The organism is Williamsia sp. Leaf354 (genome assembly GCF_001424365.1).
GTDB lineage: Bacteria > Actinomycetota > Actinomycetes > Mycobacteriales > Mycobacteriaceae > Williamsia_A.
Genome location: NZ_LMPL01000004.1, coordinates 282,624 through 306,434, shown reverse-complemented (window position 1 = coordinate 306,434; position 23,811 = coordinate 282,624). Strand labels below are relative to the sequence as shown.

18 protein-coding genes and 1 tRNA gene are annotated in these 23,811 nt (G+C 69.5%); 8 read left to right on the top strand and 11 right to left on the bottom strand.

Going from position 1 to position 23,811, the window contains the following annotated elements; translation table 11 throughout:
* The first annotated feature begins 3 nt into the window (after positions 1-3).
* Positions 4-564: a hypothetical protein gene (locus tag ASG12_RS15905; protein ID WP_055791642.1), complete on the top strand. Its 561-nt coding sequence runs from the start codon at positions 4-6 to the stop codon at positions 562-564.
* 13 nt (positions 565-577) lie between these two features.
* On the opposite strand, the gene ASG12_RS15900 is transcribed toward ASG12_RS15905, so the two are convergent.
* Positions 578-1,465 carry a LysR family transcriptional regulator gene (locus ASG12_RS15900; RefSeq protein WP_055791638.1) on the bottom strand — a complete coding sequence of 296 codons (888 nt, stop codon included), beginning with the start codon at positions 1,463-1,465 and terminating at the stop codon, positions 578-580.
* Between the two features lie 85 nt (positions 1,466-1,550).
* Between ASG12_RS15900 and ASG12_RS15895 the strand changes: the two genes are divergently transcribed.
* Positions 1,551-2,249: an alpha/beta fold hydrolase gene (locus ASG12_RS15895; RefSeq protein ID WP_055792192.1), complete on the top strand. Its 699-nt coding sequence runs from the start codon at positions 1,551-1,553 to the stop codon at positions 2,247-2,249.
* Here ASG12_RS15895 and galK read toward each other — a convergent pair.
* The 3 genes from galK to ASG12_RS15880 are packed head-to-tail and all read right to left on the bottom strand — an operon-like array spanning position 2,237 to position 5,243.
* On the bottom strand, positions 2,237-3,331 hold the full coding sequence (gene galK, locus ASG12_RS15890; protein ID WP_055791636.1) for a galactokinase: 1,095 nt from the start codon (positions 3,329-3,331) through the stop codon (positions 2,237-2,239). The genes ASG12_RS15895 and galK overlap by 13 nt on opposite strands.
* Positions 3,328-4,455 carry a galactose-1-phosphate uridylyltransferase gene (gene galT, locus ASG12_RS15885; RefSeq protein ID WP_055791634.1) on the bottom strand — a complete coding sequence of 376 codons (1,128 nt, stop codon included), beginning with the start codon at positions 4,453-4,455 and terminating at the stop codon, positions 3,328-3,330. The genes galK and galT overlap by 4 nt, the downstream gene beginning before the upstream one ends.
* Positions 4,452-5,243, bottom strand: coding sequence for a DeoR/GlpR family DNA-binding transcription regulator (locus tag ASG12_RS15880; RefSeq protein ID WP_055791630.1), 792 nt, complete (start codon positions 5,241-5,243; stop codon positions 4,452-4,454). Before ASG12_RS15880 ends, galT begins: the two co-directional genes overlap by 4 nt.
* Before the next feature lie 141 nt (positions 5,244-5,384).
* On the opposite strand from ASG12_RS15880, the gene ASG12_RS15875 reads away from it, so the two are divergent.
* Together ASG12_RS15875 and ASG12_RS15870 are read left to right on the top strand one after the other, a co-directional pair.
* Positions 5,385-7,088, top strand: coding sequence for a sodium:solute symporter family protein (locus tag ASG12_RS15875; RefSeq protein WP_055791628.1), 1,704 nt, complete (start codon positions 5,385-5,387; stop codon positions 7,086-7,088).
* A 37-nt stretch (positions 7,089-7,125) separates the two neighbouring features.
* Complete coding sequence (locus ASG12_RS15870; RefSeq protein ID WP_055791625.1) at positions 7,126-7,464, top strand: hypothetical protein; 339 nt, start codon at positions 7,126-7,128, stop codon at positions 7,462-7,464.
* Here ASG12_RS15870 and ASG12_RS15865 read toward each other — a convergent pair.
* The gene (locus tag ASG12_RS15865) at positions 7,449-8,438 is read right to left on the bottom strand and encodes a hypothetical protein (RefSeq protein ID WP_156378139.1); all 990 of its coding nucleotides are present in this window, start codon (positions 8,436-8,438) and stop codon (positions 7,449-7,451) included. The genes ASG12_RS15870 and ASG12_RS15865 overlap by 16 nt on opposite strands.
* Before the next feature lie 134 nt (positions 8,439-8,572).
* Between ASG12_RS15865 and ASG12_RS15860 the strand changes: the two genes are divergently transcribed.
* Both ASG12_RS15860 and ASG12_RS15855 read left to right on the top strand, forming a co-directional pair.
* Positions 8,573-9,427, top strand: a complete 855-nt coding sequence (locus tag ASG12_RS15860) for an NAD(P)-dependent oxidoreductase (RefSeq protein WP_055791618.1) — start codon at positions 8,573-8,575, stop codon at positions 9,425-9,427.
* 220 nt (positions 9,428-9,647) lie between these two features.
* Positions 9,648-9,899: a hypothetical protein gene (locus ASG12_RS15855; RefSeq protein ID WP_055791615.1), complete on the top strand. Its 252-nt coding sequence runs from the start codon at positions 9,648-9,650 to the stop codon at positions 9,897-9,899.
* A gap of 13 nt (positions 9,900-9,912) precedes the next feature.
* Here the strand turns inward: ASG12_RS15855 and ASG12_RS15850 are convergent, their stop codons facing one another.
* From ASG12_RS15850 to ASG12_RS15825, 6 genes are all read right to left on the bottom strand, one after another.
* A complete protein-coding gene (locus ASG12_RS15850) occupies positions 9,913-11,622 on the bottom strand; it encodes a nitroreductase/quinone reductase family protein (protein WP_055791612.1) in 1,710 nt (569 codons plus the stop codon).
* 47 nt (positions 11,623-11,669) lie between these two features.
* A complete protein-coding gene (locus ASG12_RS15845) occupies positions 11,670-12,065 on the bottom strand; it encodes a VOC family protein (protein WP_045822030.1) in 396 nt (131 codons plus the stop codon).
* Between the two features lie 21 nt (positions 12,066-12,086).
* The gene (locus ASG12_RS15840; protein ID WP_055791609.1) at positions 12,087-12,929 is read right to left on the bottom strand and encodes a sulfotransferase family protein; all 843 of its coding nucleotides are present in this window, start codon (positions 12,927-12,929) and stop codon (positions 12,087-12,089) included.
* Positions 12,926-16,804 carry a hypothetical protein gene (locus ASG12_RS22265; RefSeq protein WP_055791605.1) on the bottom strand — a complete coding sequence of 1,293 codons (3,879 nt, stop codon included), beginning with the start codon at positions 16,802-16,804 and terminating at the stop codon, positions 12,926-12,928. Before ASG12_RS22265 ends, ASG12_RS15840 begins: the two co-directional genes overlap by 4 nt.
* Positions 16,805-17,144: 340 nt before the next feature.
* Positions 17,145-19,748: a helix-turn-helix transcriptional regulator gene (locus ASG12_RS15830; protein ID WP_082502060.1), complete on the bottom strand. Its 2,604-nt coding sequence runs from the start codon at positions 19,746-19,748 to the stop codon at positions 17,145-17,147.
* Between the two features lie 104 nt (positions 19,749-19,852).
* Positions 19,853-19,929: transfer RNA gene (locus ASG12_RS15825), tRNA-Leu, on the bottom strand.
* Between the two features lie 260 nt (positions 19,930-20,189).
* Here ASG12_RS15825 and ASG12_RS15820 point away from each other — a divergent pair.
* Together ASG12_RS15820 and ASG12_RS15815 are read left to right on the top strand one after the other, a co-directional pair.
* On the top strand, positions 20,190-21,335 hold the full coding sequence (locus tag ASG12_RS15820; RefSeq protein ID WP_055791602.1) for an SRPBCC family protein: 1,146 nt from the start codon (positions 20,190-20,192) through the stop codon (positions 21,333-21,335).
* A gap of 93 nt (positions 21,336-21,428) precedes the next feature.
* Positions 21,429-23,810 carry an MMPL family transporter gene (locus ASG12_RS15815; protein ID WP_082502059.1) on the top strand — a complete coding sequence of 794 codons (2,382 nt, stop codon included), beginning with the start codon at positions 21,429-21,431 and terminating at the stop codon, positions 23,808-23,810.
* Position 23,811 lies beyond the last annotated feature (1 nt).

Sequence of the window (23,811 nt, the reverse complement as noted above, 5' to 3'; positions counted from 1 at the left end):
CGTATGAAAACCACTGCGGAACAGGTCATCCCCGTCTATCACTTCCGTGAGACGCATCATCGGCGGGTGTCGGCGCCCGCCGAGGACGTCTGGGCGGCACTCACCGCGATCACCTCGGATCAACTGCGCATCACCGGGGCCCTGATGGCCGTGAGGCATCTCGGCTCCCCGGGTCTGCGGGGCCGGGAACTGTTCAGCGACGGGCCTGTTCAGATGCTGGTTGTCGACGAACCGCGGAGTGCGGTCGGTGCGGCGATCATGAGGCCGTGGCAACCCCGGGCGCCACGGTGGCCGGTCGACTCCCTCGAGGAGTTCGAGGCCTTCGACCAGCCCGGTTGGACCAAGGTGCTCACCGATTTCCGCCTCGTGGAATGCGACGGGGCAACGATGCTGTCGACCGAAACACGTGGTTACTCCACCGATCCGGTGTCGAAGCAGCGGTTCGCCGTGTACTGGATGATGATCCGATGGGCAAGCGGACTCGTCCGGCGGGACATGCTCGCCGCGGTCGCGCGCGCGGCGGAGCGGGCTGTCACCGAACGAGCTGGGGGAGCTTCGATCTGACGCGGTCGTCCGCTCATCGTCCCTGACCGGTGAGGGCTGTGCGTGCGACGTGGAGGAAGGCCCCGGTGGCGGGATCGACGCGGCCGTCGCCCCGCCACGCCCACACGAGGCGTGCCCGGATCTGCGGCCGCAGCTCGACGCACACGACGTCCGGCCGAGCGCGGGCCAGGGACTCCGGGACGATCGCGACACCCAGTTCGCGGGCGGCGAGATCGGCCAGCGCCGACGGTGTCCCGGCCTCGAGCGCGATGCGCACCGACACCCCGGCAGCCGCACACGCGCCGTCGAACTGTCGACGCAGACCCGTTCCGCGCGGCAGGGCGATCAACGGGAACCCGACGAGCTCACCGAATCCCACCGACCTATGCGCCGCCAGCGGGTGGCCGGTGGACACTGCCGCGACGATCGCCTGATCGGTGATGGTCGCGACGGCGACGGAGGCGGGCGTCTCGTCGACCGCGATCGACGCGATCGCCACGTCGATCCGACCGTCACGCAGCCGTGTGATCAACGTGTCGGAATCGTCGGTGTTCAGGGAGATGTCGACGGCGGGGTGCCGATCGTGGAAGTCCGCGAGGAGCGACGCGAGATCGACGTCGTGCGAGGCGACGGTCCCGATGCGCAGGGTCCCCCGGATCACCGCGCCCACCTCGTCGACGGCTGCGGCGACGTCGGTGACGGCAGCCAGGGCGGCACGTGCATGAGGCAGTGCCGCCTGCCCGGCGTCGGTGAGGCGGACCGCGCGCCGACTGCGGTCGAAGAGGGGGCGGCCGAGCTCGCGTTCCAACCGCGCGATCTGGGCACTGACGGCCGGTTGGGCGACATGGCAACGGTCCGCGGCGCGGGTGAAGTTGGCCTCCTCCGCGACGGCGACGAGGTATTCGAGCTGACGCAGTTCCATAGTGACAGCTTATGGTTTGCAGATCGAAGATGTATTGGACTTATGGTTTGTGCACGGCGACCGTGGACGGTGGAAGGGAGAGACCATGACCCAGCAACCCACCTACGTCCTGATCCCCGGCGCCTGCCACGGCGCGTGGTGCTTCGACGAGCTCGCCGCGACACTGCGCGCGGCTGGGCACCGCGTCCTCGCCTACACCCTGACCGGGGTGTCCGAGAGGGCCCACCTCGCCGACCGCGGCGTGAACCTACAGACCCACATCGACGACGTGGTCGCGGCGCTCGCCGCCGACGCTGCCGACGAACCGCTCGTGCTGGTCGGACACAGCTACGGCGGGATGGTGATCACCGGAGTCGTCGACCGACTGCGGGCCCCCGAACGTGTGGTGGCCGCGGTGTACCTCGACGCGTTCGTGCCCCGCGACGGGGAATCGTGCTGGATGCTCACCAATGACGAACAGCGCCAGTGGTACTCCGACGTGGACGCCTCGGGTTTCGGTGTGCCGGCGATGCCGTTCTTCGATCCCCGGGCGTCGGCCCACCCGCTGGCGTCGCTGATGCAGCGCATCACCCTGCGGGCGGATCTCTCCGCGATCGGCGAGCGGATCTACGTGTTCGCGGCCGGATGGGAGGGGTCTCCGTTCGCACCGACCCATCGCCGACTGGCCGACGATCCGACGTGGACGACATACGCATTGCCGGGCGGCCACAATCTGATGCGTGACTGCCCGGACGATCTCGCGTCCATCGTCGGGGCCGCGGGCCGCGGCGATCAGCGCCACTGATCGATCGAGGCACCTCGCCCGGCGCGCGCGGTGAACGCGGTCGGTGTGGGCCCACCCGCGCGCTCCGCGGCGGCGACCACCGATGCGACGAGGGTGTCGACGCGTGCCGTCCCGACGAGGGCGATCACGCATCCACCGAAACCGCCGCCGGTCATCCGGGCGCCGAGCGCGCCGGCCGACCGCGCGGTCTCCGCGATCAGATCGATTCCGGGTGTGGTGATCTCGAAGTCGTCGCGCATCGAGGCGTGGGAGGCATCCATCATCGCTCCCACCGCCGCGAGGTCACCGTCTCGAAGGGACTCGCATGCGTGCAGGACGCGAGTGTTCTCGGTGAGCACGTGGTGCGCCCGTCGTCGGTCGACGTCGTCGCGCACCGCGGCCAGCACGTCGTCGGGGTGTCCCGGGCCCACCGCGCGCAGATTCGGCAGTCCCAGATCGGCGGCGGCCCGTTCGCACGACGCCCGACGGGCCGCGTACTCGCCGCCGGCATGGCCGTGGGTGATGTGTGAGTCGATGACCACGAGGGTCACTCCGGCGGTCGTCGGGTCGAACGGGACCGGCTCCACGGTCAACGCATCGAAGTCGATGAGCAGGGCCCGGTCGGCGTCGCCGTGCAGCGATGCCAGCTGGTCGAGCAGACCGGTCGGTGCACCCACGAAATCGTTCTCCGCGCGCTGGGCGATACGGGCCCAGGTGAGTCGGTCGGGAACCCCGGTGGCCGCGGTGAAGGCGCCGATGAGCGAACACTGCAGCGCCGCCGACGAACTGAGTCCTGCCCCCACCGGGACGTCGCTGGAGATGTGGAGCCGTCCGCCCGTCACCGGTCGCCCCTCCACTCCGAGAGACCACGCGACACCGGCGACATAGGCCGCCCATCCGTCGACCTCTCCGGGGGTGGCATCGACGGGGATCGTCAGCTGCCCGTATCCCTCGGCGTCGACCACGAGGTGGCCGGAGCCATCGGGTGACCAGCGGACCTCCGTGCGCGCGGTCAGGGCGATGGGCAGCGCGAAACCCTGGTTGTAGTCGGTGTGTTCACCGAGAAGGTTCACGCGTCCGGGTGCCGACGCGACGACGGTCACGCGCCGACCTCGGCGATGAGGTCGCGGAGCCGCCGCGCGACCGATTCGGGGGTCACGTCGGTGATGAAGGCGTCCATCGCCGACTCCGACCCGGCGAGGAACTTCAGTTTGGTCGCCGATCGTCGCACCGACATCAGCTCGATGTGCAGGTAGCCCTCGGCCTGCTCGGGATCCGACGAATACTGGTGCACCGCGGCGATATAGGGCAGCGGTGTCGGGTAGAGGGCGTCGAAGGTGCGCAGGATCTGCAGGTAGGTGTCGGTGAGGGAATCGAGCTCGGCGTCGTCGAGTTCGGTGAGGTCGCGGACGCGGCGGTGCGGGTAGATGTGCACCTCCACCGGCCAGCGGGCGGCGAACGGCACGAATGCAGTCATGTGCTCGGAGCGCGAGACGATGCGCGCGCCGTCGGCGATCTCCGTGGCGAGGATGTCGTCGAACAGGTTGCGGTCGTGCGCCGTTCGATGGCGGGCGGCCTGATCCAGCATCGACCGCGTGCGCGGCGTCAGGTACGGGTAGGCGTAGATCTGACCGTGCGGGTGGGTCAGCGTGACGCCGATGTCCTCACCGCGGTTCTCGAAACAGAACACCTCGGCGACCCCGGGTGACGCCGACAGGGCCGCGGTCCGACTCCGCCAGGCATCGACCACCAGCCGGGCGTGCGCGTGATCCAGCGACGCGAAGGACGCCTGGTGATCGCTGGAGAAGCAGATGACCTCGCAGCGGCCGTGCCCCACCGCGGACACAGGGGACTCGGTCGTCTCGGCGGGAAGTGCGAAGGTCGAATCGATGCGTGCGCCGGACAGACTGGGGAAACGGTTCTCGAACACCGCGACGTCGTAGTCGTGGGCGGGCACCTCGCTGTCGGTCCCGGTGGGCGAGGGGCACAGGGGGCACTGATCGGCGGGTGGCTTGTATGTGCGGTCCTGGCGCAGGGCGGCGATCGCCACCCAGTGGCCGGTGGCCCGGTCGAGGCGGATCTCCGACTGCAGGCCGTCGCGTGCCGGGAGCGGTCGCAGATCGGTTACGGGCCGCGGGTCGTGTCCGGGGAGGCTGAAGAACAACAGGTCCCGGCCGTCGGCGAGGGGGGTGACGGTGTCGGCGGGGCGGATCGTGATGTCGCTCATGTGTCGTCCCGCGTCTGCGCCACGCGGACGTCGTCGATGACGTCGGTGAGATCGGCGCGTGCGGCCGCGGTCAGCCCGTCGTCGACGACGAGGGTGTCGACACGATCGAGTGTGGCGATCACGTGCGCGCCCACCTCCTGGTACTTGGTGTGATCGGCGACCACCACGAGGCGGTGTCCGATGTCGATGAGTCGCCGGTTCGTCTGCGCCTCGGCCATGTTCGGCGTGGTGAGTCCGGCGTCGCGGTCGAGACCGTGCACGCCGAGGATGCTGAGGTCGACCCGGAACGCCGCGAGCGCCGCGTCGGCGATGGGGCCCACCAGCGCGTTCGACGGGGTACGCGACCCGCCGGTGAGGTACACCTCGGGGCCGTGGCCGGGCCGGGTGTGCGGATCGGTCAGTTCCTGGAACACCGAGATCGAGTTGGTGACCACGGTGATCGAGGACCGCTCGTGGAGTCGGCGGGCCACCTCGAGGGTCGTGGTGCCGGCGCTGATCGCGAGCGTCATGCCGTCGTCGATCACGTCCATCATCGCCGCGGCGATCGACTGCTTCTCGCTGCGCTGTTGTGCGGCTTTGGTTTCCGACCACGGTTCCTCGCCGCGGTTGGCGCGGGCGACCGCGCCACCGTGCACCTTGTGCAGCGCGGCACCGTTCTCGAGGGCGTCGAGGTCGCGCCGCACGGTCATCTCCGAGACGCCGAACTCGTCGGCCAGCACGCTCACCCGCACGGTGCCCTCACGCTCGAGCACGTCGAGGATCCGTCGACGTCGCTGCGCTGCGAGCATCCGGTCTCCCTCGGTCGGCGATCAGACCCGAACAGTATCAAACATCTCGCGTGTTGCTATTTGTTTGTAAATGTGTGAGGTTGTTGGGCGAAGTGACCTGGCTCACGTAGCCGGTTGTTCGTGCATCGAAGGAGCTGTCGAATGAACGTCGCCTCGGACTCCGTGCTCCGGCTCAACGCCGGAGCAGTGGACTACGTGCTGATCGCGCTGTATTTCGTGTTCGTCCTCGGGATCGGGTACATGGCGCGCAGCCAGATCTCCTCGAGTCTGGACTTCTTCCTCTCCGGGCGACGGCTTCCCGCGTGGGTCACCGGAATCGCCTTCGTCTCGGCCAATCTCGGCGCGGTCGAGATCATGGGCATGTCGGCCAACGGCGCGCAGATCGGTCTGGCGACGATGCACTACTACTGGATCGGCGCCATCCCCGCGATGCTGTTCCTCGGCGTCGTGATGATGCCCTTCTACTACGGCTCGAAGGTGCGCAGCGTCCCCGAGTTCATGCGACGGCGTTTCGGCACCGGAGCGCACCTCGTGAACGCGATCAGCTTCGCCGTCGCCCAGGTCCTCATCGCCGGCGTCAACCTCTACCTGCTCGCCACCATCGTCAACGTCATCCTCGGGTGGAGCCAGTGGGTGTCGCTGATCGTCGCCGCGGCGATCGTGTTGACCTACACCGCACTCGGCGGACTCTCGGCGGCGATCTACAACGAGGTGCTGCAGTTCTTCGTCATCCTCGCCGCGCTCGTGCCGCTGACCGTGTTCGGCCTCATCAAGGTCGGCGGGTGGAACGGTCTCAAGGAGAAGATCGTCGACACCACCACCGACGGCAAGGTGACGGCGAGCATCGGCGAGCAGATGTCATCGTGGCCAGGTAATGCGTTGAGCGGCTTCGACAGTCCCGTGTGGTCGGTCATCGGCATCGTGTTCGGGCTCGGGTTCGTGCTGTCGTTCGGCTACTGGACCACCAACTTCGTCGAGGTGCAGCGGGCGATGGCGTCGAACTCGATGTCGGCGTCGCGACGCGCACCCATCATCGGCGCCATCCCGAAGATGTTCATCCCGTTCGTGGTGGTGATCCCCGGCATGATCTGCGCCGCGGTGATCGGCGACATGATCTCGCTCAAGAGCGGGCCCAACGCCGCCGACGTGACCTACAACGACGCGATGCTGCTGATGATCCGCGACATCCTGCCCAACGGGCTGCTCGGTGTGGCGGTGGCCGGCCTGCTGGCCTCGTTCATGGCCGGTATGGCGGCGAACATCTCGGCGTTCAACACCGTGTTCAGCTACGACATCTGGCAGCAGTACATCGTGAAGAACAAGCCCGACAACTACTACATCACCGTGGGTCGCCTGGCGACGGTCGGTGCGACGGTACTGGCCATCTTCACCGCGCTCATCGCCTCGGGCTATTCGAATCTCATGGATTACCTGCAGACGTTGTTCGGGTTCTTCAACGCCCCGTTGTTCGCGACGTTCCTGCTCGGCATGTTCTGGAAGCGGATGACCCCCACCGCGGGATGGATGGGCCTGGTGGCCGGAACGCTGTCGGCGGTGTTCGTCTTCGTGCTGTCCGAGACCGGGGTGATCAACCTGCCGGGTCAGGGCATGCCGTTCGTGGCCGCGTCGGCGGCGTTCGTCGTCGACATCGTCGTGAGCGTCGTGGTGAGCTCGATGACCGCGGCGAAGCCGGTGAAGGAACTCGTGGGGCTGGTGTACTCCGAGACCCCGGCATCACACTTCACCGACCCGGCCGATGCCGGCGACGCGTGGTTCAAGCGACCGGTCCCGCTCGCGGGCATCGCCCTGGTGATGGTGGTCGCCCTCAACATCGCCTTCCACTGACCTCGACCGGCCTCTCGACATCACGCAGGAGCACATCATGATCACCACGCAACCCCATCCGAGCACCAGCCGGAAGATGCGAATCCTCGCCCGACTGTTCGATATCCGCATGATCATCGCGTTGTTGATCGGCATCTACGGCATCGTGCTGGTCGTCGCCGGGATCATCCCCGACGTCCTCGGGGTGCAGTCGCATCAACCCGGTGACGCCAACACCGTCGATCTCGAGGCCGGTACCCGGGCGAACCTGTGGGTGGGCCTCATCATGGTCGCGGTGGCCGCCCTGTTCGCCGTGTGGGCGGTGGCGCGGCCCCTGCCGGTCGACGACAAGCCCACCGATGCCGTCGCCGACGATGCGGATCACACCGAGAGCTGAACGTTTCCGGGAACACCCGACATCCGCCTGCGGCACACCGTGAGGATCGCGACCGCGGCGAGGGCGTAGACGGTGTAGCTCACCAGCGACAGCACGAGATCGGCTGTGCCCGAACCGTAACCGGCCGTGAATGCGCGCCACGAGTACGTGAGCAGCATTCCCGCGGCGACCGCGAACACGTGCGTCTGATCCCATCCCGGGCGGCGTGACCAGGCGGCGAGCGCGGTGAGGAGGGCGGCGATCGACGCGGTCATGACGATGACCGCGGCTGTGGTCGGTGCGTGCATACCGAGATGGAAAGCCCCCGCGCACAGCATCGTCGTGGCGAACACCATGCCTGCTCGCGGCGCCTGTCCGGTGTCGACGCGGGCCGAACCGGGCGTCCGCAGGGCGATCGTGACGAGGAGCGCAGCGATCGCGGCGGAGACGATCAACTGCGGCGCCGAGGCGATGAAGTGCCCGTAGGCCGGGTAGTTGGTGCCGAACACGACGGCCGCGCCGACCACGGTGATCCCGACGACGGCACGCAGCGCCGGCCTGCTCAACCACGGTTCGGTGCGTCGACCCGGTTGGGCGGTCTCCATGAGAGCGATCGGTGTCGCGACGCTCCACCCGACATGGAGCGCGAGGACGAAGATCGTCCACGGGATCCCGATCCCCAGCATCGCGACGTGGCCGCGGTCGAGCAGACGTTGATCGGCGTAGTCGGGGTTGAACAGTGACATGGTGAGCAGGCCCTCCTCGACGATGGCGAAGGCCAGACCCATCAACAGGATGGACCGCCAGCCGAGCCCGCGACGTCGGGCGACCTCGCGGATGAGGAGAGCGCCTCCGCCGTACCAGAGGCTCAAAGGGATCAGCAGTGGGAGCATGACGATGGGGAAGTCACCGAGAAAGAACTCGGCGATCAACGGGGCCAGGAAGTACAGGCCCACGGCGGGGCTGCGGAACGGCGAACGGAGGATGCTTGTCATGGTCTCCACCGTTGCTTCCACGGGCACGACCAACCAGTGACAGGTGTCATGGATCGACGCGTGCAGATGTCACCGCACCCTCGACTCATCACACGACGACACACGGCAGTTCGACACACGATGAGGGGACGCGCATGACCACAGTTGCTTTGCTCGGCACAGGCTTGATGGGGGCGGGAATGGCCCGCAGCATGCTCCGGCACGGACTCGACGTGGTGGTGTGGAACCGTAGCCCCGAGAAGGCCGCGCCGCTGGCCGACGTCGGGGCGCGTGTCGCCGACGACCCCGAATCGGCCGTGCGCGACGCCGACATCGTGGTCACGATGCTCTTCGACGCGGACTCGGTCGCCGAGGTCGCCGAGCAGGTGCTCCCGTCGTTCGGCGAGGGCGTCCCGTGGGTGCAGACGTCTACCGTCGGGCTCGACGGCACGCGCCGCCTCGCCGCACTCGCCGAGGAACACGATGTGACGTTCGTGGACGCGCCCGTCCTGGGGACCCGCAAGCCCGCGGAGGCCGGGGCTCTGACCGTGCTCGCCGGCGGACCGGAGGACATCCGCGACACGGTGAAACCCGTGTTCGACGCGATCGGCGCCAAGACCGTGTGGGTGGGCACCGAACCCGGGGACGGCCACCGGCTCAAGCTCGTCGCCAACTCGTGGGTGTTGTCGGTGACGACGGCGACCGCGCAGGCGGTCGGTCTCGCCCAGCACCTCGATCTCGATCCGCGCCAGTTCCTCGGATCCATCAAGGGTGGACCCCTCGACTGTGGTTACGCACAACTCAAAGGTGAGGCGATGATCACCGGCGAACTCGAGGCTTCCTTCGGGCTCGACGGGGCGCAGAAGGACGCCGGTCTCATCGCCGACGCGATGGACGGCAACGAGATGAACTCCGAGGTCATGCGGGCGATCGGGGCGCGTTTCGCGGCGGCGTCGGAGGCCGGTCACGGCAAGGACGACATGGCTGCGGTGATCCACGGATTCGAGTGAGCGGTGTCAGCGGATCGCGGCATGGGAGTGGAATAGCGGAGTCGGGTGAGAAGTTGGACGCTATGTTCAGTACTGGCGGCCATGTGGTTCGCCGGTCACGCACTTCGACACCCGAGGAGGAACCATGGCTTCCCGAGCAACGAGAACCGCTGGTTCTGGATCCGATGATGACGCTCGAGGGCGTCGCGCCCGCCTGACGAAGGCTTCACGGTGGGGAGCGGTGGTCTGGATCGCCTTCATGCTGGGATCGGCGGGCCTTGCTCTCGGGATCGCCGGCATCGCGACGCAGCACGCGGTGCTCGCGCCGATCGCACTTGTTTTGTGGGTTGTGCTGTACGGCGTCGCGGTCTATTCGCTGCGCGCCGGCGCCCGGGCCCGTGGCGATCGCACCCTGCAGGAGCACATCGCCCGCCTGCGCCGGACCAAGTACCTGCGCGAGTACCCGCATTCGGAGCCGTCGCAGGACCGGTGATGTTCGCGGCGCGTCAGTCGGTGAAGGTGATGCGCACCGAGATCGGATCGCTTTGCAGCGCCCGGAATCCGGCCGCATTGAGCGACGCGAGGACCGGATTGCTCGAGAAGGTTCGCGTGCGCGCGACGACGTCGTCATCGGGTCGGAATGTCGCCTGACCCATCCGCCAGGTGGATCCCTGCATGATCTGCACCGACGGGTCGGACTCGATGTTGCGCCCCCATCCCGACCGTCGCCCGTGCTGGCTGATCACCCACGCGCCGGTGTCGTCGAAGGCGGCGGCGACCGGCACCCTGCGAACGAGTCCGGTTGTTCGGCCGGTGGTCTCGAGTTCGGTCGCGAGATGGGTGCGGACGCCCAGCTTGCGCAGCGTCAGGACGGCCGGGTTCGCGACGTAGCGTCCGATCAGGCGTTCTCGGCGGAACTTGCGCACCGCGGACTGCTGTGCCGACCCTGCCGTGACGGCCCGCTTGCTGCGAAAGGCGTCGATGCCGTTGCGCTTGACGGTGGTGACCGCTGTCTTGCGCAGTGGCCGTTGCGGATCCGGCTCGCGGTCTGCGCCCAAGGCGTGTAGTTGATCGGTGTGCCACTGCAGGTCGAGTGCACCCTCGATCGATTTCACGCTCGGCGAGGTCCGCAGTCGGCTCGGCAGCCGGAGGGACAGGTCGGCGGAGTCGAGCACCGGCGTGCGTCCTGAGATGACGCGGTGGGCGGCGGCGGGGACCACCGCGGTCGGTCGGCCGAGGCCGACGACATCGCAGTCGCCGGAGCCGATGGCCTCCGACATCGCTGTCTCGCTGCGGAATCCGCCGGTGACGGCGATCGGCGTGGACGGCGCGGCCGCGCGAACCGTCGCGGCGTAGTCGAGGAAGTAGGCCTCGCGGGCGCGTGTGCTCGCCGAGGCGGTGCTCGGCTTGCCCATCATCGCGGGGGATTCGTAGCTCCCGCCGCTGATCTCGATGAGGTCGATCGACTCGCGCGAAAGCATCTCGACCACCGCACGGGATTCGTCCTCGGTGAACCCGCCGCGCTGGAAATCCGCGGAGTTGAGCTTCACCGCGACCGCGAAACCGGGAGCCACCGCAGCGCGGACCGCGCGGACCACCTCGAGCAGGAACCGCGCCCGGTGGTCGATGTCGCCACCCCACGCATCGGTGCGCAGGTTCGACAGAGGGGAGAGGAACTGCGACACGAGATAGCCGTGGGCGGCGTGGATCTGGACGCCGTCGAAACCGCACTCCTCGGCGACGGTCGCGGCGGTGGCGAAGCGCTCGATGATGTCGTGGATCTCGGCATCGGTGAGCTCCCGTGGAGCCGGGATGCCCGGGATGGTGACACCCACCGCCGACGGCGCGACCGTCCGGCCGTCGGTGGTGATCGGATTGCCCTGGCGTCCGGGATGATTGAGCTGCATCCAGATCGGCGAGCCGCCGTCCTTCGCGGTCTTGGCCCATCGGGTGAGCGCATCGGCATCGCGGTCGTCCTCGATCACGACGTTGCCGGGTTCGCCGAGGAAGCGGCGGTCGACCATGACGTTGCCGGTCACGAGCAGGCCGTAGCCGCCCGAACCCCAGCGTGCGTAGAGACGTTCGAGGCGGACGTCGGGGGAGTGGTCGTCGGTGCCGAGGCCCTCGCTCAGTGCCGATTTCATGATGCGGTTCGGCAACACCTGTCCGCACGGCAGGGTGAGCGGACTCGACAACGACAGGGCGGTGGTGGTCATGGCCCCACGCTATTATGCTATTCACCATAGCGCAAGGTCGTGCCCCGTCAGAAGGCGTCGCCGGTGCGCCAGGCCATCTCCTGCAGGGTCAGCGAATTGCCGTCGGGATCGGCGAAACCGGCGTACCGCACACCGCCGCCGACGTCGTTCACCTCCCCGATCTCGAGGCCCCTGTCGGCGAGTTCGGCTCGCGCGGCGTCGATGTCGGCCACCACGAGGTGCAGCGCCTTCACCGATCCGGGCGCCATCTCGTCGTAGGCGCCCAGGCCCGAGCCGAAGCCCAGCGAGCACGCCGACCCGGGGGGCGTCACCTGCACCACCCGTGCGCCGTCGAACGGCGTCACGTCGACGTCGAGGGTGAAGCCCAGGGTGTCGACGTAGAACGCCTTGGCCCGGTCCACATCGGACACCGGGACGATCACGAGTTCGAGCTTCATCTGCATCGCGTGATCATCGCAGGTGCGTCACACGATGCGAAGCTCCTCGGGAACCCGGTCCGCGTGACGCCAGAACGCGTCGTCGGCGAAACGCGCGAACAGATCTGGTGGCAGCAGGGTGTCGCGGGTGGACGGTGTCACCGTGCGGCCGACGGTGTGCAGTCCGGGAGTCCCTGCACGACGGTCGAATTCGGTGACGTCGTAGTCGATGCCGTCGAAGTGGTGATCGAACGGCCTCTCGTCGATGAAGTCGTAGATCGCTCCCAGGGTTGCGGCGGGATCGGTCGTCAGCGATTCGTAGCGGACCAGCATCAGACGGTCCCGCTGTGCTCCGAAACACGCCTGCTTCAAGGCGTCGAAAGGACCACCGACCATTCCGTCCTGCGCGGCCACGGCGTTGGCGCGGGTGTACACCGTCCCGCCCGCGCTGTAGTCGAAGATGGAGGACGGGCTGAACACGTTGCGCTGCACCAGCCGTTCGATGCTGTCGATCACCCACGGGAGGTCCCGGACGCAGGCGATGACCTTGGCGTCGGGGAACAGGTGCGCGATCGCCGGCATCGACGCGCACCACGCCCGGTTGGTGTCGAAGACGACCTCGGCGTCGGTGTCGGCGTAGAAGCTGTCGAACAGGCCTCGTAGCATCCGTTCTCGTCGCGCGTCGTCGATGAAGACCGAGTACTCGTTGCGGGCGCTCATCTGACCGAGCAGCGCGTTGAACAGACCCGCCAGCGGTCCCGACATCCCGGCCTCGAAGCGACGGTTCTGACGCAGCAGCGCCGACAACAGGGTCGATCCCGACCGCGGCAGGCCGGAGATGAAATGTATGGCCTGCCGGGTCGAGGTCGATGGAGGGAAAGCGGCGGTCATCTCCGGGAGAAGCCGATGGCGCCGTCGGCGCCGTCCGGTCCCGGGGGTGTTCCCCCTCCGCCCGCACCGCCGAACCCGAGCTCACCGGTGGCGCCGACCGTCCCCTTCACCCCGGATGGCCCGTCTTTGGCGCGACCTGGGTCGAGGGCGAAGACGTGGCCGTGGCCTCCCAGACCGGCAGCACCACCGTTGCCGCTGCTCGAACCGTTGCCGCCCTTGCCGCCGCGACCACCGGGGCCGAATTCGGAGGATCCGCCGACCCCGCCGAATCCTCCCTGCCCACCGGCGCCGCCGGTCCCGCCGTCGCCGCCCTCGCCGCCGGTGCCCGACGACGTGCCGAACAGCCCGCCGTACCCGCCGGTACCGCCGTTGCCGCCGTTGCCCGCGGTACCTCCGAAGTTGCCGTTGCCGCCGGCGCCGCCCGTACCCGCGGGGCCGACGACCGCGGAACCTCCGGTGCCACCCGTGCCGCCCTGACCACCAGCGCCACCGACGCCACCGTCACCGCCCTGGCCGGTCCCGAAGCCGGCGGAACTGTAGTGCGGTGCGCCGTGTGCCCCGTCGCCGCCGCGCCCGCCGGTGCCGGCCAGTCCGCCGATCCCACCGGCACCGCCGAAGCCGGTGCCGAGGGCTGCGCCGCCGGCGCCGCCCGCACCACCCATCGAGCCTGCGCCGCCGGCACCGCCGTCGGCGCCCGACCCTGACGATTCGCTGCTGCGTCCTCCGGTCCCGCCGGCGCCACCGACACCGCCCGAGGCACCGGAACCACCTGCGCCACCCGTCCCGCCGGTGCCGGCGCCCATGGTCATGCCGCCGGTCCCGCCTCGTCCGGCGTCACCGCCTGCGCCGGCGGCACCGCCCTTGCCGCCGTAGCCGCCGTTGGTGTCGTAGACGCCGAAGTCGGCGCCACCGACTCCTCCGACACCGCCTGCTGCGCCCGCTCCGGCCGCACCGCCGAGGCCACCGGAACCGCCGGATCCGGACCCGAGTGCCGTTCCTCCGACACCGCCGGTCCCTCCGGAACCTCCCCGTCCGCCGCCGCCGCCGGCGCCGGCGGGGCCTGCCTTGGGATTGGAACCGATCGGGTTGCCCTCGGGGAGCGGTTGCGAGCCGTTCTGACCGCCCGCACCACCATTGCCGCCGATTCCGCCGACTGCACCGGCGCCGGCGTTGCCACCCCGGCCGCCATCACCCGAACCCTGTGCCGCGCCGCCTGCACCGCCCGCGCCACCTGCACCGCCGCGCCCGCCGAGCGCGGCGTCGCCGCCCTTCTGACCGCTCTCGAACGGTCCGCCCGACTCGCCGTTGCCACCCCAGCCGCCGTTGCCGCCTGCCGCGCCGGCACCTCCGACGCCGCCGGTCCCGCCGTTGCCGGAGACGGATCCGCCGAGGCCGCCTGCGCCGCCCGCCCCGCCGCTGCCGCCGGCGATCCCGTTCGTGCCGTTCCCGCCCGTGCCGCTCGCCGCGCTCGTGCCGTTGGCGCCGACCTGGCCGTTGCCGCCGTTGCCGCCCGCGCCACCGTCGCCGACCGCGCCTCCGTTGCCGCCGTTGCCGCCGTTCTTCCCGTCCGTCCCGAGCAGGACGCCAGATGCGCCGTCGCCGCCGCGACCACCGTTGCCTCCGGTCGTGACCACTGCACCGCCGGCCCCGGTGGCGCCGGCCACGCCGTCACTGACACCGCCGGCCGCTCCGCCCACACCGCCCACGCCGGCGCTCCCGGGGTTGCCGCCATTGCCACCGTTCCCTCCGGCGAGATCGAAGAAGTACGAGTTGGCCCCTGCGCCGCCGTTGCCCGGTGTGCCGGCGTCACCGCCCGCGCCGCCGGCCCCGCCGTCACCGTTGCTGCCCGTGGAACCCGTTCCGCCGGTGGCGATGCCGCCTGCGGCGCCACCCGCGCCACCCGTCCCACCGGCGCCACCGTCTCCGCCGTCCTGGCCGTTCGTGCCGTCGGCGCCGAAGGCGGTCGCATCCAGTCCGGTCGCACCCGCGCCGCCGTTGCCGCCTCGGCCGCCACGTCCACCGGTGCCGCCGTCTCCGCCGTCACCGGAGATCGATCCGCCGAGTCCGCCGGCGCCGCCGGCCCCACCGGTGACTCCCGCGGTGCCGTTGCCCGCGAGGCGATCCAGCAATTCGCCCGCGGCGCCGTCGGTTCCGGCGGTGCCGTTGCCACCGTTTCCGCCCGCGCCACCGTTGCCGCGATTGCCGCCGTTGCCGCCGCGACCGCCTGTGCCCGGGGTCGAGCCCAGGGTGACGGGGCTGTACCCGGCGCCGCCGTTTCCGCCGTCGCCCCCGCCCGTGACGGGCGCTCCCGCCGAGCCGTCGGTGCCGGCCAGGGTGGCCGCGTGGCGTCCGCCGCCGGCCCCTCCGAGCGCGGCCGCACCCGCGGTGCCGGTGTTGCCGCCGTTGCCGCCTGCGCCACCGTTCGGGCTGGTCGTGTCCCCAGCCGCGCCGCTACCACCGGAACCGGCAGACCCCGCGTTGCCACCGGTTCCGGCGTTCCCGCCGCGGCCGTCGGCGCCCGCGACCCCGAGGATGGAACCGCCGCCGGCACCGCCTGCGCCTCCCACGCCGGCCGCGCCGCCGTCGCCGCCGTTGCCGCCGTTGCCGCCGTTGCGTCCCGCCCCGCCTCCGATCGTCGCCGAGTCGCCGTCGACGCCGTTGCCCGCGTCGCCTCCGTCGGCACCCGCGCCGCCGGCACCGCCTGCGCCGCCGTCGCCGAGCAACAGGCCGCCGTTGCCCCCTGCGCCGCCCGCACCGCCTGTGCCACCGGCGGCACCGCTGGTGCCCGAGGCGCCGGCAGCAGAATCGTTGACGCCGTTCGATCCTCGTGTTCCTGCGGCGCCTGCGCCGCCGATGCCGCCGGTTCCGAGGAGCAGGCCGGCGTTGCCGCCTCGACCGCCTGCGCCATTGTTGACGCCGGCTTCGCCCGCTCCGCCGGCGCCACCGTTTCCGATGAACCCGACGCCACCGCCGTCGCCGCCGCGGAAACCGTTGCCGCCGATACCGAGGAGCAGGCCGCCGTTGCCGCCCGTGCACCGGGTGTTCACGGCGCACGTGGCGTCGGTGAAGCTGTACCCGGTTCCGATCAGTAGTCCGGCGTTGGGGCGTGCGGCGGTGCCGTTGCTGATGAACAGCGAGACGATGTATCCCACGAGCGCGCCCAGATCGCCGGGTGCGGTTGCCGATTCGGGCTCAGCCAGGGCAGGTGCGACCAACGCCGGCCCGATCCCGTAGGTGTAGATCGACCGCGAGAGGGTGGGGCCCGCGGGCGCGGAGAACAGCACCGACGGCTGGTTGCTTGCCCGTAACGCTGCCGGCGCCCGCGTGGCGCTGGGGGGAGGCGTCGGTGTCGGCGCCTGGGGGATCGGCCGTGGTGCGCTCGCCGGGGTCGTCTCGGTGACGATCGGGGTGGGGGTCGGGGCGCCGGTGTCTGTGCCGGACGTGGTCTCGGTTCGCGGAGTCGCGGTCGACGTGGTGCCGCCGGTGCCCGGTGTCGACGGGGCATTCGAGGGCGCGGAAGGCGTACCGGCCGGAGTCGACGGCGTGATGGTCTCGCCGGTGGTCGGCGGGGTGCCCGAATCTGTCGAAGAATCCTGCGTGGGCGGAGTCGTGGCGGGTGCGCCGGTGGCGCCCGAGGTGTCGGACGTGGACGGGACCTTGTCGACGGGCGATCCGCCGGTCGACGGCGTGGTGGCCGAACCACCGTCGACGGAGGTGGTATCGGCCTGTGCGATACCGGCACCGACCATGAGGGCGGCGCCCACGCCGACGGTGACGGCGCCGGCGCTCAACCAGTTCGGGGCGGGTGCTGCTCGGTGATCCGCACGGCTGCGCGCCTGCTTGTTCCTACGATTCTTGCTGTGCTTGCCGGCCACGAATTCCCCTTGCAGAATGCGCACCCTCCGGCGGGACGAGCTGCACCGCAGGTCCGGGTAACGCGTAACTGCGTGAACGTAACCGACGACGAGCGATCCTCGACTCGATCACGGGCCGGGTGGCGACAATGCAGTAGTCCAGCGCATCGAATGCAGTAGTGACGGCACGCCGTGCCGTAGTCGGACGCCTCCGGCATGCGCGAGAGCGGTGTTTTTCTCTGAGCAAAGGAGTTGTAGATCCCATACTTGTCCGTCGTGGCGGTGGCACCACCTGCGGTGCGGTCTGGCCACCGTCCCCACTGCGGCACAACCGGTTACGCGTACGTTCGCGGAGATCGAGCTAGTCGTTCTCCACCAGGCTGCGGAGCCCTGCGCGCCCGGTGACCCCGGCTTTTCGTGCGGCCCGGTAGATGTGGCTCTCGACGGTGCGGACGGACAGCGACATCGACTCCGCGATGTGTCGATTGGACATGTCGCGTGCGACGAGGGCGACGATCTCCTGCTCGGTGCGGGTCAACGGAGGCTTGTTCACGGCGGTGATTCTCGCCAGTGCCGGGCTGATGGCGCCACCGCACGATGCAGCGAGTCGCCGCGCTCGCACAGCCGCACTCGCGGCGTCTGCGTCTCGTCCCCCGCGTCGGTGCGAGATGGAGGACTGAGCCGCGGCATCGGCGGCCGCCAGACGGTCACCCATCGCCTCGAGGTCCTCGGATGCGGCGAGCAGTTCGGTGGCGTCGTCGGCGGCGACCGCGCCGGCATAACGGGCGGCTGTGATCGCCCGTGGCGTCGCCAGCCTGTCGGCGAGCACGTGCAATCGCCCTGTGGCCGTCACATCGTCGAACTGGGCGGCCACCTGTAGGCAACAGACCTCGCGGACCGGCTGATCGAGTTCGCGTGCCACGGCAGCGGCCTGCACCGTCAATGTCCGCGCGTCGTCGACGCGCGCGTCGACAGCCGCAACCCACGCCTCGGCCATCAGTTCTGACGAGTCGTAGTAGTGGTAGGCGGGGTGGCGCAGGGCTCGGGCGGTCTCGACGGCCTCCGCCGCGCCGTCGACCTGACCGATACGCGCGAGCGCCTGTGCGCGCAGCAGGTGGAATCGGGCGAAGCTGTTGGCCGTGAGGAAGCCACGATCGGCCCAGTCGACTGGGTCGAAGCGGTCGGGAAGATGGCGCAGGGCCGCCGTCAGATCGCCGGCGGCGTAGTGCGCCATACCCAGGATCTGTTCTCCCACAGGCTGTAACGCTGCGTGGCGACTGTACTGGCTGTGGTGGAACCGGATCGCCACCTCGACGGCTTCGGCGATGTGGCCCGACATCGCGAGTCCGGATGTGTAGATCTCGGTGACCGGACCGCGTAGGTGTGAGCCCTGCGCCGAGGCGGCGATGGCGTGTGATGCCCGGCCGGCCGCCGAGGCAACGCGGTCGAGCTGTCCGATCTCGCTGTACGCCATGCATTCGGAGAGACCTGCCATCGCTCGGCCGAAGGGATCGAGCAGCGTCGTGTCCACCTCACTCAGGGTGTCGAGGACCCAGGGGGCGCGCCCGGCCAGTGCGTACTGGGCTGCCCGGAACACGCGCACCTGATGACGTCGTTCGCCGGTCTCTGTGGTCAGTGCCTCGTCGACGATCCGCGTCGCGTCGTCGGGTGACCGCAGACTCCACAGAGCGTTGGAAGCGCGCATCACGACGTCGTTGATGAACCCCGTCCCGACGTCGCCCGCCGACGGGGCATCCGCGAGCACCGTGTCGGCTGATTCTCCTTCACCCATCATGAACAGCGACAACGCCCGGGAGACGTAGGCGCCGTCGCCGCCGCCTGCCGCGGCCGCTGCGGCGAACAGTCTTTCCGCGATGTCGTAGTCGAGCAGGGAGTTCGCCGCGGTGGCGGCTGCCAGCAGGACTTCTCTGTCCGGGGCGAGATCGGAGTCGACCCAGAGGAGGCCGCGTTTCACCAGTGTCGCCGCCCCGCGGCTCTCGCCCATGGTGAGGGCGATCCGGCCTCGCAGTCGCCGTAGCTTCACCGATCCGGATCGTGCGCTGCGGATCTCGGCGAACAACGGGTGGCCGGCGAATACCTGTCCGTCGGCGATCCGGATCAGTCCGCGCTGCTCGGCCTGCTCCAGCGCGGCCTGCTCGACGAGCGAGGTCACCGTGTGCAGATCGACGGGCTCGGAGACGGCCACCAGATCGACGACGTCGCGAACGGAGTCGTCCAGGGTCCCGATGTGCGCCTCGACGAGCTCGGTCAACGAACCGCGCACATCGAAGGACCCCTCCCACCGCAGCGCACCGTCGGTGACGCGCAGGTTCCCCGCGTCGGCTTCCTGATCGGCTAGCTGCCGCACGTAGAGCATGTTGCCCTGCGTCAATTCCCAGAATCGCCTGCCGCAGTGGCGGTCCGGCGACGCACCGAAGGCCGATTCGAGCGCCGCATCGATGGCCGTTGACGACAGGACGTCGACGTCGCGCCGAATGATCCGCCGTTCTTTCCACAGTGCGGTGATCGCCGCCGGGACATGTTCGCCGGAGCGAACCGTCAGCACCACCGTCACCCCGGAATCGACGAGGTGCTCGACCACCAATGCCGACAGACCGTCGAGCAGGTGTGCGTCGTCGACCAGCATCAGGAGTCGATGCACCTCGGTCGCGGCGACCACGGCGTCACCGATGCGACGTACCAGCGCCGCGGGTGCACCAGCGCGGTCGTCGGTCCATCGGGCGAACGCGCCGAGTGGAACGGCCTGACTGGTGCTGGTCGCGGAGACGGTACGCACGATCCACCCGTCGGCGCCGGCTCGCCGCGCTATCTCTCGGGCGAGGCACGATTTCCCCACACCTGCAGCGCCGGACAAGACGACCCCGCCGACGTCGGACCGGTCGAGTACCTCACGGGCCGCGGAGATCTCACCCTCGCGCCCGACCACGGCCCAATCGTGTGGCATGACCCCTCGTCGACTCCCGCCGACTTCGGATCGGCAACTGCACCTTGAGGAAGACACTAGTTGAGCGGTCCGCCGGTCATTCGGCCGTCGACAGAGGTGCGATCTGGTGCCCCCAGTCGGACTCGAACCGACACTGGGCGGATTTTAAGTCCGCTGCCTCTGCCAATTGGGCTATAGGGGCCGTTGCTGTGGGTAACCACCTGTCGTCTGACACACAGCATCTCATCGACTCACAGCGGGAATCGCGACAGGTCGGACAGTTGCTTGTGACCTACACCGAACGCCGGGAAACGGTCGACGGGCCGGGGGCGTTTGTGTCAGGGTGGATTCGTTCGTGAGCGGTCGGCCGCGGGGTTCCGACACATCTTGACTTCGATCGTCGAGAGCGACACCATTCTCCCCACCCCTCGTACAGACGAACAGTTGGAACGCTGACACCTCATGACGCGCATCGACATGGCCACCGATCTCGACTGCTCCGCGGAGCAGGCGTGGAAGCTGCTGACCGACCCGACGCAGAAGAACACCTGGTCGCCGGTGCTGACCACGGTCGAGGATCCCGGCGAGGACGGCCGTATGGATCGGCCGGGCGCCATGCGCGAGGTGAACCTCGGCACCCCGGTGTGGAACACGGTGCACGAGGTGGTCACCGTGGCCGACGAGCCGCGCCGATTCGACTACGTCGTGTACAAGAGCCCGGCTGTTCTGCGTAACTACCACTGCCGCATCGACATCGATCCCAAGGACGGCGGGTGCGCGGTCCGCTACACCGTCGACGTCGACTTCGTCTCCAAGTTCGGCGCCCTGGCGGAACCGGGGGTGCGACGAGGACTCGAACGCTCCCTCGCCGGGTTGTCGGCCCAGTCGAAGCTGCTGCCGGCGACATCCGATCGCGGCCGCCCCGCGTCGCGACGACGTCCGCGTCGCTCCACGGCGATGCTTCTGCGTCCCGAGGCGGGGCGACAACTGGAACATCAGAGGCACCTCGCCGCCGAACTCGCCGCCGAGGGTGACCCCAAGTACTGGTTCGCCCGGATGGTCGAGCTGACCACCGAGGAACTGCTGCGCCTGGTCGACGCCGAGGTCTTCGCAGAACCCGAGTGGGTGCTGCGCCTCCTGGCGGCGATCCATCGTCGGCACGTCTCGGTTCTCCACAGCTATCGCACCGACGGTCCGGTGCCGCCGCGCTGGCGGGCGGCGTGGGGTGCGTGCGACGAGATCGGTGACGGTCGTCGATTCCGGTACATGGCCGGCGGCGTGGTGAGTGCGGCGCAGGCCCACATGAACGAGGACATGCACCGCGCGCTGGCGGAGGTGTACGACGTCCACTACCGGGACACGCGTCATTACAAGGAGTTCCGCCCCGACTACCTGCGGATGGCTCCGATGTACGGGGCAGCGCTCGACCGGCTCATCGCCGACATCCCGGCGCCGTTGATGCCGCGGCTGTTCCGCCTCAGCCGCATCGTGGCCCCGGAACTGCGGGACTCCCTGCTGCGACGCTGCTATTACGACGTCGAGCACGACCGGATGCTGGCCTTCGAACGCGGCTATCACCTCACCCGCGACGGCGTCGGTCGTCGCTGACTCGCGCCCGACGGCGTTCTCAGCCTCGGCTGCTACGTTGACGAATCCCACCGATTGACCACAGCGTCGATCCCGTAGCCGGAGGCCATCAGCGTGCTCGCCCGTTCGACCCGTCGGGTGACCGCCGCACCCCGTGTCGTGCTCGCGGTCGCCGTCGTCTTCGTGGCCGTGTGCGGCGTGCTGGGCATCGGCGTCGCATCCCACCTGTCGGCGGGCGGTTACAGCGACCCGTCGTCGGAATCGGCGCGGGCCGACCAGATGCTCGAGTCGGCGTTCGGTCGCGGCGGACTCCAGGTGGTCATCGCCCTGCGGATGCCGGCCGAGGGCGACATCGGCTCGGACGCCACCGCCACCAACCTCGCCGGTGACATCACGAAATCGCTGTCCACCGATTCCTTTGTGCAGCAACCGATCGTGTCTCTGTGGCAGAACCCCGACTTCGGTGCATCACTGAGGAGCACCGACGGCCGCACCGGCCTGATCGTGTTCTCGGTGCTGGGCGGTGAACGTGACGGCGCCCGCCACGCCCAGGAGATCGCCGACCGCTTCCGCGACACCTCGGGCATCACCGTGACCGTGGGCGGCGAGGCGCTGGCCTACCGCCAGGTGAACGACCAGACGTCCCGCGATCTCGCCATCGCCGAGGCGATCGCCATCCCCATCAGCTTCGCGCTGCTCGTCTTCGTGTTCGGTGGGCTCGTCGCCGCGGCCATCCCGATCGCGATCGGCATCGTGTCCATCATCGGCACCGCCGCGATCCTGCGGGTGCTGACCTCGTTCACCGACGTCTCGGTGTTCGCGCTCAACATGGCCACCGCACTGGGTCTCGCGCTCGCGATCGACTACACCCTGCTGATCATCACCCGATATCGAGAGGAGATCGGCAACGGGTTCGACCGCCCACAGGCCCTGCTGCGCACCATGATGACCGCCGGTCGCACGGTGATCTTCTCCGCGGTCACCGTCGCCCTGGCGCTCTCGGCGATGGCGATCTTCCCCATGTACTTCCTGCGCTCGTTCGCCTACGCCGGTCTCGGGGTGATCCCGCTCGCCGCGATCGCCGCCCTCGTCCTCACCCCGGCCATCCTCACCGTGCTCGGTGACCGCGTCGACGCCGGCGACGTCCGCCGCCCCCTGCGTCGACTGTTCCGCAGGCCGCCGCCGACACCGGGTACGCCCGAGACCTCGATCTTCTACCGCGCCACCCACGTCGTGTTCGGTCGCCCGCTCGTGACCGGAGTCGTGATCACCGCGTTCCTTCTGCTGCTCGGTGCCCCTTTCCTCGGTATCAAGCTCGGCTTCCCGGACGAGCGCGTGTTGCCGTCGTCGGCGTCGACCTACCAGGTGGGCCAGCAGCTGCGGACGGCGTTCCAGACCAACGCGTCCTGGACGGTGACCGCCGTGCTGCCTCGGGTGGGAACCGATGCCGCGGCGAACACGGCGATCGAGACCTACGCCGCGCAACTGTCACAGGTCGCCGATGTCGAGTCGGTGACCACGGCTGCCGCCTCCTACGTCGACAACCGCAAGGAGGGCAGCGGCGACCCGGGGGCGAGCGGCTCGGCCGGGCAGTTCGTCACCATCTCCACCGCGCTCGATCCGTTCTCCTCGGCCGGGACACGACAACTCGACGCGTTGCGCGCGGTGCCGCGCCCCGCCGACACCCCCGTGCTGTTCACCGGACTCGCGCAACAGAACGTCGACAACGTCGCTGCGATCACCGACCGTCTGCCCCTGGTGCTCGGGGTCATCGCGATCACCACCGTGTTGCTGCTGTTCATGCTGACCGGCTCGATCCTGCTGCCGCTCAAGGCGCTGGTGCTCAACGTGCTCTCCCTGAGCGCGACCTTCGGGGCGATGGTGTGGATCTTCCAGGACGGTCACCTCGGCGGGCTCGGGACGACGGTCACCGGGACCCTCGCGGCGACGATGCCGGTGGTGATGTTCTGCATCGCCTTCGGACTGTCGATGGACTACGAGGTGTTCCTGCTGTCGCGGATACGGGAGGAGTGGCTGCGCACCGGCCGCGCCACCCGGGTCGACAGTGAGACCGCGGTCGCCTACGGACTCGCCCGCACCGGCCGCGTCGTCACCGCGGCGGCGGTGCTGATGGCGATCGTGTTCGCGGGCATCGTCGCGTCGCAGGTGTCGTTCATGCGCATGTTCGGGCTCGGCCTGATGATCGCTGTCCTCGTCGACGCGACACTCGTCCGCATGCTGCTGCTGCCGGCCATCATGAAGCTCGCAGGGCGGGCCAACTGGTGGGCGCCGGCACCCCTGCGTCGACTGCACGACCGCTTCGGACTCGCCGAACCCGGCCTCCCCGCTCCGCCGCGCCCGGCGGGGGAGTCCGAGGACTCGACACCGCGTCGCGGGGGCATCACCAGGTCCCCGGCCCGCCCGCCCGTCGCCCGGGGCGCGCGGACGCGGGTGTCGTCGCCACGGGTTTCTGCGACAAAGGTCAAGAGGAAGTAAA

What these genes read in the sequence shown, in the direction of transcription:
- ASG12_RS15905 (WP_055791642.1), top strand. Translation starts at nt 4, where the DNA reads ATGAAAACCACTGCGGAACAGGTCATCCCCGTCTATCACTTCCGTGAG.
- ASG12_RS15900 (WP_055791638.1), bottom strand. Translation starts at nt 1,465, where the DNA reads ATGGAACTGCGTCAGCTCGAATACCTCGTCGCCGTCGCGGAGGAGGCC.
- ASG12_RS15895 (WP_055792192.1), top strand. Translation starts at nt 1,551, where the DNA reads ATGACCCAGCAACCCACCTACGTCCTGATCCCCGGCGCCTGCCACGGC.
- galT (WP_055791634.1), bottom strand. Translation starts at nt 4,455, where the DNA reads ATGAGCGACATCACGATCCGCCCCGCCGACACCGTCACCCCCCTCGCC.
- ASG12_RS15880 (WP_055791630.1), bottom strand. Translation starts at nt 5,243, where the DNA reads ATGCTCGCAGCGCAGCGACGTCGACGGATCCTCGACGTGCTCGAGCGT.
- ASG12_RS15875 (WP_055791628.1), top strand. Translation starts at nt 5,385, where the DNA reads ATGAACGTCGCCTCGGACTCCGTGCTCCGGCTCAACGCCGGAGCAGTG.
- ASG12_RS15870 (WP_055791625.1), top strand. Translation starts at nt 7,126, where the DNA reads ATGATCACCACGCAACCCCATCCGAGCACCAGCCGGAAGATGCGAATC.
- ASG12_RS15865 (WP_156378139.1), bottom strand. Translation starts at nt 8,438, where the DNA reads ATGACAAGCATCCTCCGTTCGCCGTTCCGCAGCCCCGCCGTGGGCCTG.
- ASG12_RS15860 (WP_055791618.1), top strand. Translation starts at nt 8,573, where the DNA reads ATGACCACAGTTGCTTTGCTCGGCACAGGCTTGATGGGGGCGGGAATG.
- ASG12_RS15850 (WP_055791612.1), bottom strand. Translation starts at nt 11,622, where the DNA reads ATGACCACCACCGCCCTGTCGTTGTCGAGTCCGCTCACCCTGCCGTGC.
- ASG12_RS15845 (WP_045822030.1), bottom strand. Translation starts at nt 12,065, where the DNA reads ATGCAGATGAAGCTCGAACTCGTGATCGTCCCGGTGTCCGATGTGGAC.
- ASG12_RS15840 (WP_055791609.1), bottom strand. Translation starts at nt 12,929, where the DNA reads ATGACCGCCGCTTTCCCTCCATCGACCTCGACCCGGCAGGCCATACAT.
- ASG12_RS15830 (WP_082502060.1), bottom strand. Translation starts at nt 19,748, where the DNA reads ATGCCACACGATTGGGCCGTGGTCGGGCGCGAGGGTGAGATCTCCGCG.
- ASG12_RS15820 (WP_055791602.1), top strand. Translation starts at nt 20,190, where the DNA reads ATGACGCGCATCGACATGGCCACCGATCTCGACTGCTCCGCGGAGCAG.